At 57.6% G+C, this 10,158-nt stretch carries 20 protein-coding genes; all 20 read left to right on the top strand.

The window, feature by feature from the left end; translation table 11 throughout:
- The 20 genes from tuf (at position 1) to rpsE (ending at position 10,151) form a co-directional block, all read left to right on the top strand.
- Entirely contained in the window at positions 1-1,191 is a 1,191-nt protein-coding gene (gene tuf / locus B3873_RS18555; RefSeq protein WP_008334097.1) for an elongation factor Tu, read from the top strand.
- A 99-nt stretch (positions 1,192-1,290) separates the two neighbouring features.
- Positions 1,291-1,608, top strand: coding sequence for a 30S ribosomal protein S10 (gene rpsJ / locus B3873_RS18550; RefSeq protein WP_006464935.1), 318 nt, complete (start codon positions 1,291-1,293; stop codon positions 1,606-1,608).
- 151 nt (positions 1,609-1,759) lie between these two features.
- Positions 1,760-2,428 carry a 50S ribosomal protein L3 gene (rplC, locus tag B3873_RS18545; RefSeq protein ID WP_013232185.1) on the top strand — a complete coding sequence of 223 codons (669 nt, stop codon included), beginning with the start codon at positions 1,760-1,762 and terminating at the stop codon, positions 2,426-2,428.
- Positions 2,429-2,430: 2 nt separating this feature from the next.
- The gene (gene rplD, locus B3873_RS18540; protein ID WP_006464933.1) at positions 2,431-3,051 is read left to right on the top strand and encodes a 50S ribosomal protein L4; all 621 of its coding nucleotides are present in this window, start codon (positions 2,431-2,433) and stop codon (positions 3,049-3,051) included.
- Entirely contained in the window at positions 3,048-3,365 is a 318-nt protein-coding gene (rplW, locus tag B3873_RS18535) for a 50S ribosomal protein L23 (protein ID WP_006464932.1), read from the top strand. The genes rplD and rplW overlap by 4 nt, the downstream gene beginning before the upstream one ends.
- Positions 3,365-4,192 (top strand): 50S ribosomal protein L2, encoded by an 828-nt coding sequence (gene rplB / locus B3873_RS18530; RefSeq protein WP_006464931.1) that lies wholly within the window; start codon positions 3,365-3,367, stop codon positions 4,190-4,192. The genes rplW and rplB overlap by 1 nt, the downstream gene beginning before the upstream one ends.
- A gap of 10 nt (positions 4,193-4,202) precedes the next feature.
- The gene (gene rpsS / locus B3873_RS18525) at positions 4,203-4,478 is read left to right on the top strand and encodes a 30S ribosomal protein S19 (protein WP_006464930.1); all 276 of its coding nucleotides are present in this window, start codon (positions 4,203-4,205) and stop codon (positions 4,476-4,478) included.
- A gap of 6 nt (positions 4,479-4,484) precedes the next feature.
- Complete coding sequence (gene rplV, locus B3873_RS18520) at positions 4,485-4,817, top strand: 50S ribosomal protein L22 (RefSeq protein WP_008334132.1); 333 nt, start codon at positions 4,485-4,487, stop codon at positions 4,815-4,817.
- Between the two features lie 9 nt (positions 4,818-4,826).
- Positions 4,827-5,645: a 30S ribosomal protein S3 gene (gene rpsC / locus B3873_RS18515; protein WP_008334135.1), complete on the top strand. Its 819-nt coding sequence runs from the start codon at positions 4,827-4,829 to the stop codon at positions 5,643-5,645.
- 2 nt (positions 5,646-5,647) lie between these two features.
- Complete coding sequence (gene rplP / locus B3873_RS18510; RefSeq protein ID WP_008334136.1) at positions 5,648-6,067, top strand: 50S ribosomal protein L16; 420 nt, start codon at positions 5,648-5,650, stop codon at positions 6,065-6,067.
- Between the two features lie 13 nt (positions 6,068-6,080).
- Positions 6,081-6,275 carry a 50S ribosomal protein L29 gene (gene rpmC, locus B3873_RS18505; RefSeq protein WP_006464926.1) on the top strand — a complete coding sequence of 65 codons (195 nt, stop codon included), beginning with the start codon at positions 6,081-6,083 and terminating at the stop codon, positions 6,273-6,275.
- Positions 6,272-6,544, top strand: a complete 273-nt coding sequence (gene rpsQ, locus B3873_RS18500; protein ID WP_034333526.1) for a 30S ribosomal protein S17 — start codon at positions 6,272-6,274, stop codon at positions 6,542-6,544. Before rpmC ends, rpsQ begins: the two co-directional genes overlap by 4 nt.
- 196 nt (positions 6,545-6,740) lie before the next feature.
- Positions 6,741-7,109, top strand: coding sequence for a 50S ribosomal protein L14 (gene rplN, locus B3873_RS18495; RefSeq protein ID WP_006464924.1), 369 nt, complete (start codon positions 6,741-6,743; stop codon positions 7,107-7,109).
- A 9-nt stretch (positions 7,110-7,118) separates the two neighbouring features.
- On the top strand, positions 7,119-7,433 hold the full coding sequence (gene rplX / locus B3873_RS18490; RefSeq protein WP_034339785.1) for a 50S ribosomal protein L24: 315 nt from the start codon (positions 7,119-7,121) through the stop codon (positions 7,431-7,433).
- A gap of 5 nt (positions 7,434-7,438) precedes the next feature.
- Entirely contained in the window at positions 7,439-7,978 is a 540-nt protein-coding gene (gene rplE / locus B3873_RS18485) for a 50S ribosomal protein L5 (protein WP_006464922.1), read from the top strand.
- Positions 7,979-7,985: 7 nt separating this feature from the next.
- Positions 7,986-8,291: a 30S ribosomal protein S14 gene (gene rpsN, locus B3873_RS18480; protein WP_008334139.1), complete on the top strand. Its 306-nt coding sequence runs from the start codon at positions 7,986-7,988 to the stop codon at positions 8,289-8,291.
- A 14-nt stretch (positions 8,292-8,305) separates the two neighbouring features.
- Positions 8,306-8,701 carry a 30S ribosomal protein S8 gene (gene rpsH / locus B3873_RS18475; RefSeq protein WP_006464920.1) on the top strand — a complete coding sequence of 132 codons (396 nt, stop codon included), beginning with the start codon at positions 8,306-8,308 and terminating at the stop codon, positions 8,699-8,701.
- 10 nt (positions 8,702-8,711) lie between these two features.
- Positions 8,712-9,245, top strand: coding sequence for a 50S ribosomal protein L6 (gene rplF, locus B3873_RS18470; RefSeq protein ID WP_008334141.1), 534 nt, complete (start codon positions 8,712-8,714; stop codon positions 9,243-9,245).
- Between the two features lie 12 nt (positions 9,246-9,257).
- Positions 9,258-9,620: a 50S ribosomal protein L18 gene (gene rplR / locus B3873_RS18465; RefSeq protein ID WP_008334143.1), complete on the top strand. Its 363-nt coding sequence runs from the start codon at positions 9,258-9,260 to the stop codon at positions 9,618-9,620.
- Between the two features lie 12 nt (positions 9,621-9,632).
- Positions 9,633-10,151, top strand: a complete 519-nt coding sequence (rpsE, locus tag B3873_RS18460; RefSeq protein ID WP_006464917.1) for a 30S ribosomal protein S5 — start codon at positions 9,633-9,635, stop codon at positions 10,149-10,151.
- The last annotated feature ends 7 nt before the right edge of the window (positions 10,152-10,158 follow it).

Here is a 10,158-nt window from a genome sequence, read left to right as displayed (position 1 = left end):
ATGGCAAAAGGCAAGTTTGAACGGACCAAGCCGCACGTGAACGTCGGCACCATCGGTCACGTTGACCACGGCAAGACCACCCTGACCGCTGCAATCGCAACCGTTCTGTCGAAGAAGTTCGGCGGCGAAGCGAAGGCCTACGACCAGATCGACGCAGCGCCTGAAGAAAAGGCACGCGGCATCACCATCAACACCGCGCACGTCGAATACGAAACCGCAAACCGCCACTACGCGCACGTTGACTGCCCAGGCCACGCCGACTATGTGAAGAACATGATCACCGGCGCAGCCCAGATGGACGGCGCGATCCTGGTGTGCTCGGCCGCTGACGGCCCGATGCCCCAGACCCGCGAACACATCCTGCTGTCGCGTCAGGTTGGCGTTCCTTACATCATCGTCTTCCTGAACAAGGCTGACATGGTGGACGACGCTGAACTGCTGGAACTGGTGGAAATGGAAGTCCGCGAACTGCTGTCGAAGTACGAGTTCCCTGGCGACGACCTGCCCATCGTGAAGGGTTCGGCCAAGCTGGCGCTGGAAGGCGACACTGGTCCCCTGGGCGAGCAAGCGATCATGGCCCTGGCTGAAGCCCTGGACACCTACATCCCGACCCCGGAACGTGCCGTTGACGGTACCTTCCTGATGCCGGTGGAAGACGTGTTCTCGATCTCCGGCCGTGGCACCGTGGTGACCGGTCGCGTTGAGCGCGGCATCATCAAGGTCGGCGAAGAAATCGAAATCGTCGGTATCGCTGACACCCAGAAGACCACCTGCACCGGCGTGGAAATGTTCCGCAAGCTGCTGGACCAAGGTCAAGCTGGCGACAACGTTGGCGTGCTGCTGCGCGGCACCAAGCGTGAAGACGTCCAGCGTGGCCAGGTTCTGGCCAAGCCGGGTTCGATCAAGCCGCACAAGCACTTCACCGGCGAGATCTATGTTCTGTCGAAGGATGAAGGCGGCCGTCACACCCCGTTCTTCAACAACTACCGTCCGCAGTTCTACTTCCGTACCACCGACGTGACCGGTGCGATCGAACTGCCGAAGGACAAGGAAATGGTCATGCCGGGCGACAACGTGTCGATCACCGTGCAACTGATCAACCCGATCGCCATGGAAGAAGGTCTGCGCTTCGCTATCCGTGAAGGCGGCCGTACCGTCGGCGCCGGCGTGGTTGCCAAGATCTTCGACTAATCGTCGGATCAGCAGTAGCAGTACCCCAGTAACACTAGTCGCATTTTTAACATCGCCGGGGATGATCCCCATCCCCGGTTCGTTCTTTAAAGGAAAATCATGTCGGTTCCTAGCCAAAAAATCCGTATCCGTCTGAAAGCTTTCGACTATCGTCTGATCGACCAGTCCGCACTGGAAATCGTTGACACCGCCAAGCGCACCGGCGCTGTCGTCAAGGGCCCGGTTCCCCTGCCGACCCGCATCCAGCGCTTCGACGTCCTGCGTTCGCCGCACGTCAACAAGACCTCCCGCGATCAGTTCGAAATCCGTACCCATCAGCGCCTGATGGATATCGTCGATCCGACCGACAAGACGGTTGACGCATTGATGAAGCTGGACCTGCCCGCTGGCGTTGATGTTGAAATCAAGCTGCAGTAATCAGCTGGCATAGTGTTGGAAAAGCGCACAACCTCGGTTGTGCGCTTTTGTTTTACGGGCTATAATGCTCGGCTTCGATGTGGGTTTTGCGTTTGCAAAGCCCATAATTTATGGTAGTACGAACATCAGCCCCGCCCAATCGCAGGCGGGAATGGAGAAAACAATGAGCCTGGGCCTTGTTGGTCGCAAGGTTGGTATGATGCGCATCTTCACGGAAGATGGGGATTCGATCCCTGTGACCGTGCTGGACGTGTCCAACAACCGCGTGACTCAAATCAAAACGCCTGAAGTGGATGGTTATTCCGCTGTTCAGGTGACCTTCGGTCAACGCCGCGCTTCGCGCGTGGTGAAAGCCGCCGCCGGCCACTTCGCCAAAGCTGGCGTCGAGGCAGGTACTGTCCTCAAAGAATTCCGTGTTGACGCTTCCAAGGCTGCCGAACTGAAGGCTGGCGACGTCGTTGGCATCGGCATGTTTGAAGCTGGCCAGAAAGTCGACGTGCAAGGCGTGTCGATCGGTAAGGGCTACGCCGGTACCATCAAGCGTTACAACTTCTCGTCGGGTCGCGCGACCCACGGTAACTCCCGCTCGCACAACGTTCCTGGCTCCATCGGTATGGCGCAGGATCCGGGTCGCGTGTTCCCCGGCAAGCGCATGACCGGTCATCTGGGTGATGTCAAGACCACCGTCCAGAACCTGGAAATCGCCCGTGTGGACGCAGAGCGTCAGTTGCTGCTGGTGAAGGGTGCCGTTCCTGGCGCCAAGAACGGTCAAGTGATCGTTTCGCCGGCAGTCAAAGTCAAAGCGAAGAAGGGGGCTTAATAATGGAACTGAAGCTCCTGAATGACCAAGGTCAAGCTGCTTCGAACGTCGCCGCACCGGATACCATTTTCGGTCGTGACTACAACGAAGCCCTGATCCACCAGGTCGTGGTTGCCTACCAAGCCAACGCTCGTAGCGGCAACCGCAAGCAAAAGGATCGTGAAGAAGTCAGCCACACCACCAAGAAGCCTTGGCGTCAAAAGGGTACTGGCCGTGCACGTGCCGGTATGTCCTCGTCGCCTCTGTGGCGCGGTGGTGGCCGTATCTTCCCGAACTCGCCTGACGAAAACTTCACCCACAAGGTCAACAAGAAGATGTATCGCGCAGGTGTCTGCTCGATCCTGTCCCAGTTGGCTCGTGAAGGCCGCCTGTCGGTCGTCGAAGAGTTCGCCGTCGAAGCCCCGAAGACCAAGCTGCTGGCCCAGAAGTTGAAGGGTATGGGCATGGAATCGGTGCTGGTTATTACCGACAGCCTGGACGAAAAGCTGCTGCTGGCCTCGCGCAACCTGCCGGGCGTGCTGGTGGTCGAGCCGCGTCAAGCTGATCCCGTGTCGCTGGTGTACTTCAAGAATGTCTTGATCACCAAGCCGGCTCTGGCAAAGATTGAGGAGTTGCTGGCATGAACGCAATCGTGAAACATAGCGAAGAGCGCCTGATGAAGGTGCTGCTGGCACCGGTGATCTCCGAAAAGGCAACCTTTGTCGCCGAGAAGAACGAGCAAGTCGTCTTCCTGGTCGCCAAGGATGCTACCAAGCTGGAAGTCAAGGCCGCCGTCGAACTGCTGTTCAAGGTGGAAGTGGAATCGGTGCAAGTCGCCAACCGTCAGGGCAAGCAGAAGCGCTCGCGCAACGGTATGGGCCGCCGCAACCACACCCGCCGTGCTTTCGTCAGCCTGAAGCCGGGTCAAGAAATCAACTTCACCGAGGAGGCTAAATAATGGCACTCGTAAAAGTGAAGCCGACCTCGCCCGGTCGGCGCGGCATGGTCAAGGTCGTCAATCCCGACCTGTACAAGGGCCGTCCGCTGGCATCGCTGGTCGAAAAGAAGTCCAAGACCGCCGGCCGTAACAACAACGGCCACATCACCACCCGCCACATCGGCGGTGGTCACAAGCAGCACTACCGTGTTGTCGACTTCCGTCGCAACAAGGATGGTATTCCCGCCAAGGTTGAGCGTATCGAATACGACCCGAACCGTACCGCGCACATCGCACTGCTGTGCTACGCGGACGGTGAGCGCAAGTACATCATCGCTCCCAAGGGCGTGTCGGTTGGCGATCAGCTGATCAGCGGTTCTGAAGCTCCGATCAAGTCGGGCAACACTCTGCCGATCCGCAACATCCCCGTCGGTACCACCATCCACTGCGTGGAAATGCTGCCGGGCAAGGGCGCGCAAATCGCCCGTACCGCTGGTGCTGCTGTCGTGCTGATGGCACGCGAAGGCACCTACGCTCAGGTTCGTCTGCGTTCCGGTGAAGTGCGTCGCGTTCACATCGAATGCCGCGCCACCATCGGTGAAGTCGGTAACGGCGAGCACAACCTGCGCAAGATCGGTAAGGCCGGTGCAACCCGTTGGCGCGGTGTGCGTCCGACCGTTCGTGGCGTTGTCATGAACCCGGTGGATCACCCGCACGGTGGTGGTGAAGGCAAGACCGCCGCTGGCCGTCACCCGGTTTCCCCGTGGGGCCAGCAGACCAAGGGCAAGAAGACTCGTAGCAACAAGCGTACGACTTCGATGATTGTCTCGCGTCGCGGCAAGAAATAAAGGATAAAACATGACACGTTCATTGAAAAAAGGTCCTTTCTGCGACGCCCACCTGGTGAAAAAGGTTGAGGCTGCCCAGGCTACCAAGGACAAGAAGCCGATCAAGACCTGGTCGCGTCGTTCGACCATCATGCCGGACTTCATCGGCCTGACGATTGCCGTGCACAATGGCAAGGCACACGTGCCGGTCTATGTGTCGGAAAACATGGTTGGTCACAAGCTCGGCGAATTCGCGCTGACCCGTACTTTCAAGGGTCACGCTGCCGATAAGAAGGCTAAGAAATAAGGTCCTATGATGGAAACTAAAGCTACTCTGCGCGGTGTGCACCTGTCGGCCCAGAAAGGCCGCCTGGTTGCAGACCTGATCCGCGGTAAAAAAGTTGATCAGGCACTGAATATCTTGGCCTTCAGCCCCAAGAAGGGCGCGGTCATCATCAAGAAGGTTCTGGAGTCCGCTATCGCGAACGCCGAACACAACGATGGTGCCGACATTGACGAGCTGAAAGTCAAGACCATTTATGTGGAAAAGGGTGCGGTCCTCAAGCGCTTCACGGCGCGTGCTAAGGGCCGTGGTGATCGTATTTCCAAGCAGTCGTGTCACATTTACGTGACCGTCGGAAACTAAGGAGTCACGATGGGACAGAAGATTCATCCAACCGGTTTCCGTCTGGCGGTTACGCGTAACTGGGGCTCGCGTTGGTATGCAGGCAACAACAACTTTGCCGACATGCTCAACGAGGACCTGAAGGTCCGCGCTTACCTGAAGAAGAAGCTGAAGAACGCTTCGGTTGGCCGCGTGGTCATCGAGCGTCCGGCCAAGAACGCCCGCATCACCATTTACAGCTCCCGTCCGGGCGTTGTGATTGGCAAGAAGGGTGAAGACATCGAAGTGCTGAAGTCGGCACTGGCCAAGCTGATGGGCGTGCCCGTGCACGTCAACATCGAAGAAATCCGCAAGCCGGAAGCCGATGCTCAGCTGATCGCTGACTCGATCTGCCAGCAGCTGGAAAAGCGCATCATGTTCCGTCGCGCCATGAAGCGTGCGATGCAGAACGCAATGCGTCTGGGCGCTCAAGGCATCAAGATCATGTCGTCGGGTCGTCTGAACGGCATCGAAATCGCACGTACCGAATGGTACCGCGAAGGCCGTGTGCCTCTGCACACCCTGCGCGCCGATATCGACTATGGCTTCGGCGAAGCTGAAACCACCTACGGCATCATCGGTGTGAAGGTGTGGGTCTACAAGGGCGATCGCCTGGCAAACGGCGAATCGCCGGTGCTGGTCGGCGAACTGGAAGACGACAAGAAGCGTCGTGGTCCCCGTCGTGACGACGGCAAGCCGGGTGCACGTCCCCGCTCCAAGACTGGTGCTCCTGGCGCCGGTGCAAAGCGTGGCGGTGGTCGTCCTCAAGCTGCCGATGCCGGTGTATCGGCTGAGAAAGCAGGAGAATAATCATGCTGCAACCAGCACGTAGAAAATATCGTAAAGAACAAAAAGGTCGTAACACCGGCATTTCGCACACCCGCGGAACCGCCGTCTCGTTCGGCGATTTTGGTCTGAAGGCAACCGGCCGCGGCCGTATCACTGCCCGTCAGATCGAAGCAGCTCGTCGTGCGATGACCCGTCACATCAAGCGCGGTGGTCGTATCTGGATCCGCGTTTTCCCGGACAAGCCAATTTCCCAGAAGCCCGCAGAAGTGCGTATGGGTAACGGCAAGGGTAATCCGGAGTACTACGTGGCTGAAATCCAGCCGGGTAAGGTACTGTACGAGATGGACGGTGTGGACGAAGCCCTGGCGCGCGAGGCGTTCCGTTTGGCTGCTGCCAAATTGCCGCTGTCGACGACTTTCGTTGTTCGCCAAGTCGGTCAATAATTAGGAGCGGAACATGAAAGCATCTGAACTCCGCGGTAAGGACAAGGCAGGACTGGAAAAGGAACTGGGCGAGCTGTTGAAAGCTCAGTTCAGCCTGCGCATGCAAATTGCGACCCAGCAACTGAACAATACCGCACAGCTGAAGAAGGTACGTCGCGACATCGCACGTGTGAAAACTGTGATCAACTCGAAGGATGGCCAACAATGAACGATCAAGTGAAACAAGCGCTCAAGCGCACGCTGATTGGCAAAGTTGTGTCGGACAAGATGGATAAGACCGTCACTGTCGAAATCGAGCGTCAAATGAAGCACCCGCTGTACGGCAAGATCATCAAGCGCACCAAGAAGTACCACGCGCATGATGAGCAAAACACGGCGAAGGCCGGCGATGTGGTGGAAATCACCGAAAGCCGTCCGATCTCCAAGACGAAGGCGTGGACTGTGACCCGTGTGGTACAGGAAGCACAAATCGTTTAAGCAGTAAAGGTAGTACTTGCGTGCTCGATATTATGGTGCCATAATATCGAGCTCTTTCTTTGCAAACTAATGTGTGCAGAGGAAGACTCAAGAGTAGCTCTATTCGTCCCCTAACTAGCGAGTTCGCTTGCTAACAGGACCAAGACTGACCGCCAGCGCATCCTGCGAAGCGGATTAAGTTGGGAAAGAAAATATCATGATTCAAACTGAAAGCCGGCTCGAAGTGGCCGACAACACTGGTGCGCGCGAAGTTCTGTGCATCAAGGTCTTGGGTGGTTCCAAGCGCCGCTATGCGGGCATTGGCGATGTGATCAAGGTTACTGTCAAGAGCGCCGCACCGCGTGGTCGCGTCAAGAAGGGTGAAATTTATAACGCTGTCGTCGTTCGTACCGCCAAGGGCGTGCGTCGTCAGGATGGTTCGCTGGTCAAGTTCGATGGTAATGCTGCCGTCCTGCTGAACGCCAAGCTGGAGCCCATCGGCACCCGTATCTTTGGGCCGGTGACTCGTGAGCTGCGTACAGAGCGCTTCATGAAGATCGTCTCCCTGGCGCCTGAAGTTCTGTAAGGAGTAGTCATGGCAAAGATTCGTAAAAACGATGAAGTCATCGTGTTGACCGGCAAAGACAAGGGCAAGCGCGGTGTCGTGACTGCTCGTGTGGACGCCGATTATGTCATCGTGGAAGGCGTGAACGTCGCAAAGAAGGCGACCCGTCCGAACCCGATGACGGGTGCAACTGGCGGCATCGTCGATAAGCTGATGCCAATTCATGTGTCGAACGTCGCGTTGTTCAACGCTGCGACCGGCAAGGCAGATCGTGTGGCTTACAAGGAAGTGGACGGCAAGAAGGTCCGCGCTTACAAGTCCAACGGCGAAGTCGTTAAGGTTTAAACATCATGGCACGTCTTCAACAGTTTTATAAAGATAAGGTCGTCGCCGATCTGACTACGAAGTATTCGTACAAGTCGGTGATGGAAGTTCCGCGCATCCTGAAGATCACCCTGAACATGGGTCTGTCCGAAGCAGTTGCGGACAAGAAGATCATCGAGCACGCCGTTGGCGATCTGACCAAGATCGCTGGCCAGAAGCCGGTGGTGACCAAGGCTCGCAAGGCTATCGCAGGTTTCAAGATCCGCGAAGGCTACCCGATCGGTTGCATGGTGACCCTGCGTGGCGCCCGCATGTACGAATTCCTGGATCGTCTGATCACCGTGGCCCTGCCGCGCGTGCGTGACTTCCGTGGCGTGTCCGGTCGTGCGTTCGATGGTCGTGGCAACTACAACATCGGTGTGAAAGAGCAGATCATCTTCCCCGAAATTGAGTACGACAAGATCGATGCACTGCGTGGCATGAACATCAGCATCACCACGACTGCAAAGACCGACGACGAAGCGAAGGCGCTTCTCGCCGCATTTAAATTCCCGTTCAGAAACTGAGGATGCCATGGCAAAACTGGCACTGATTAACCGTGAACAGAAGCGCGCAGAAATGGTGAAGAAGTATGCTGCCAAGCGCGCCGAGTTGAAGGCTATTATCGACGACCAATCGAAGTCGGAAGAAGAGCGTTACGAAGCCCGCCTGAAGCTGCAGGCTCTGCCGCGTAACTCCGCTCCGACCCGCCAGCGCAACCGTTGCGCGCTGACTGGCCGTCCCCGTGGTACTTTCCGCAAGTTCGGATTGGGCCGTATCAAGGTCCGTGAAATCGCCATGCGCGGCGAAATCCCGGGTTTGACCAAAGCTAGCTGGTAATAGGAGAAGAAGCAATGAGTATGAGCGATCCTATCGCCGATATGCTGACCCGTATCCGCAATGCGCAAGGCGTGAACAAGACTACCGTCGTCATGCCGTCTTCCAAAGTGAAGGTCGCCATTGCCAACGTCCTCAAGGACGAGGGCTATATCGAAGATTTCGCCGTGGTTGCCGCTGATGGCAAGGCTGAATTGAAAATCGGTTTGAAGTATTACGCTGGCCGTCCGGTCATCGAGCGCCTTGAGCGCGTGTCCCGTCCGGGTCTGCGCATCTACAAGGGCAAGGACGATATCCCCAACGTCATGAACGGCCTGGGTGTGGCAATCGTGTCCACGCCGCGCGGCGTGATGACTGATCGCAAAGCACGCGCAACCGGTGTCGGTGGCGAAGTGATTTGCTACGTGGCCTAAGGAGTGCAAGATGTCTCGTGTAGGTAAAATGCCTGTTGCACTGCCGAATGGCGCGGAAGCGACCATCACTGCAGAGCAAATCACCGTCAAGGGCCCGCTGGGCTCCTTGACCCAACCGCTGACCAAGAAGGTCAAGGTGGTCAACAACAATGGCTCGCTGAGCTTCGAAGTGGCTGATGACAGCCGCGAAGCAAACGCGATGTCGGGCACCCTGCGTGCTCTGGTCAACAACATGGTCAACGGCGTCACCAAGGGCTTCGAAAAGAAGCTGAACCTGGTTGGCGTGGGTTTCCGTGCACAAGCACAAGGCGACAAGCTGAACCTGTCGCTGGGCTTCTCGCACCCCATCGTTCACCAGATGCCCGCCGGCATCAAGGTTGAGACCCCGACCCAGACCGAAATCCTGATCAAGGGTATCGATCGCCAGGTGGTTGGCCAGGTCGCCGCTGAAATTCGCGCGTACCGCGAACCCGAACCCTACAAGGGCAAGGGTGTGCGCTACGCTGACGAAGTGGTGACGCTCAAAGAAACCAAGAAGAAGTAATAGGGGTTGACGATGGACAAGAAACAATCTCGCCTGCGCCGTGCGACTCAGACTCGCGCCAAGATCGCAGAACTGAAGGTGAATCGTCTGGCTGTGCACCGTACCAACACGCACATCTACGCCAGCGTCATCGGCCCCGACGCCAACGTGCTGGCTTCCGCTTCCACCCTGGAAGCAGAAGTCCGCGCCCAGCTGGCAGGTCAGACCGGCAAGGGCGGCAATGCTGCCGCTGCTGCCCTGATCGGCAAGCGCGTGGCGGAGAAGGCTCTGAAGGCCGGTGTGACTGAAGTCGCATTCGACCGCTCCGGTTTCCGTTATCACGGTCGCGTCAAGGCGCTGGCTGAGGCTGCGCGTGAAGCCGGCCTGAAGTTCTAAGGATTATCGATCATGGCAAAAATGCAATCGAAAACGCAAAGCGACAAGCCAGATGACGGCATGCGCGAAAAAATGATCGCGGTCAACCGCGTCACCAAGGTGGTGAAGGGCGGCCGCATCATGGGTTTCGCAGCGCTGGCAGTGGTCGGTGACGGCGATGGCCGTATCGGCATGGGCAAGGGCAAGTCGAAGGAAGTGCCCGTTGCCGTGCAGAAGGCGATGGAAGAAGCTCGTCGCAAGCTGATCAAGGTGACCCTGAAGAACGGTACCGTGCAACACACCGTCATCGGCAAGCACGGCGCTTCGTCGGTGATGATCTCGCCGGCCAAGGACGGTACTGGCGTCATCGCCGGTGGTCCGATGCGCGCGATCTTCGAGGTGATGGGCGTGACCAACGTGGTGGCCAAGTCGACTGGTTCGACCAACCCCTACAACATGGTCCGTGCCACCCTGGACGGTCTGTCGAAGATGAACACTCCGGCTGAAATTGCTGCCAAGCGCGGCAAGTCGGTCGAAGAAATCCTGGGCTAAGGTGATC

The organism is Herbaspirillum sp. UBA812, from assembly GCF_002296545.1.
GTDB classification, from domain to species: Bacteria; Pseudomonadota; Gammaproteobacteria; order Burkholderiales; family Burkholderiaceae_D; genus Herbaspirillum; species Herbaspirillum huttiense.
Note: the sequence above shows the minus strand (reverse complement) of the source record. Positions and strands in the feature narration are given on the sequence as shown.

What these genes read in the sequence shown, in the direction of transcription:
- rpmC (WP_006464926.1), top strand. Translation starts at nt 6,081, where the DNA reads ATGAAAGCATCTGAACTCCGCGGTAAGGACAAGGCAGGACTGGAAAAG.
- rplD (WP_006464933.1), top strand. Translation starts at nt 2,431, where the DNA reads ATGGAACTGAAGCTCCTGAATGACCAAGGTCAAGCTGCTTCGAACGTC.
- rpsH (WP_006464920.1), top strand. Translation starts at nt 8,306, where the DNA reads ATGAGTATGAGCGATCCTATCGCCGATATGCTGACCCGTATCCGCAAT.
- rpsC (WP_008334135.1), top strand. Translation starts at nt 4,827, where the DNA reads ATGGGACAGAAGATTCATCCAACCGGTTTCCGTCTGGCGGTTACGCGT.
- rplN (WP_006464924.1), top strand. Translation starts at nt 6,741, where the DNA reads ATGATTCAAACTGAAAGCCGGCTCGAAGTGGCCGACAACACTGGTGCG.
- rplV (WP_008334132.1), top strand. Translation starts at nt 4,485, where the DNA reads ATGATGGAAACTAAAGCTACTCTGCGCGGTGTGCACCTGTCGGCCCAG.
- rplX (WP_034339785.1), top strand. Translation starts at nt 7,119, where the DNA reads ATGGCAAAGATTCGTAAAAACGATGAAGTCATCGTGTTGACCGGCAAA.
- tuf (WP_008334097.1), top strand. Translation starts at nt 1, where the DNA reads ATGGCAAAAGGCAAGTTTGAACGGACCAAGCCGCACGTGAACGTCGGC.
- rpsE (WP_006464917.1), top strand. Translation starts at nt 9,633, where the DNA reads ATGGCAAAAATGCAATCGAAAACGCAAAGCGACAAGCCAGATGACGGC.
- rplB (WP_006464931.1), top strand. Translation starts at nt 3,365, where the DNA reads ATGGCACTCGTAAAAGTGAAGCCGACCTCGCCCGGTCGGCGCGGCATG.
- rplW (WP_006464932.1), top strand. Translation starts at nt 3,048, where the DNA reads ATGAACGCAATCGTGAAACATAGCGAAGAGCGCCTGATGAAGGTGCTG.
- rpsJ (WP_006464935.1), top strand. Translation starts at nt 1,291, where the DNA reads ATGTCGGTTCCTAGCCAAAAAATCCGTATCCGTCTGAAAGCTTTCGAC.
- rplR (WP_008334143.1), top strand. Translation starts at nt 9,258, where the DNA reads ATGGACAAGAAACAATCTCGCCTGCGCCGTGCGACTCAGACTCGCGCC.
- rplC (WP_013232185.1), top strand. Translation starts at nt 1,760, where the DNA reads ATGGAGAAAACAATGAGCCTGGGCCTTGTTGGTCGCAAGGTTGGTATG.
- rpsQ (WP_034333526.1), top strand. Translation starts at nt 6,272, where the DNA reads ATGAACGATCAAGTGAAACAAGCGCTCAAGCGCACGCTGATTGGCAAA.
- rpsS (WP_006464930.1), top strand. Translation starts at nt 4,203, where the DNA reads ATGACACGTTCATTGAAAAAAGGTCCTTTCTGCGACGCCCACCTGGTG.
- rplE (WP_006464922.1), top strand. Translation starts at nt 7,439, where the DNA reads ATGGCACGTCTTCAACAGTTTTATAAAGATAAGGTCGTCGCCGATCTG.
- rplP (WP_008334136.1), top strand. Translation starts at nt 5,648, where the DNA reads ATGCTGCAACCAGCACGTAGAAAATATCGTAAAGAACAAAAAGGTCGT.
- rpsN (WP_008334139.1), top strand. Translation starts at nt 7,986, where the DNA reads ATGGCAAAACTGGCACTGATTAACCGTGAACAGAAGCGCGCAGAAATG.
- rplF (WP_008334141.1), top strand. Translation starts at nt 8,712, where the DNA reads ATGTCTCGTGTAGGTAAAATGCCTGTTGCACTGCCGAATGGCGCGGAA.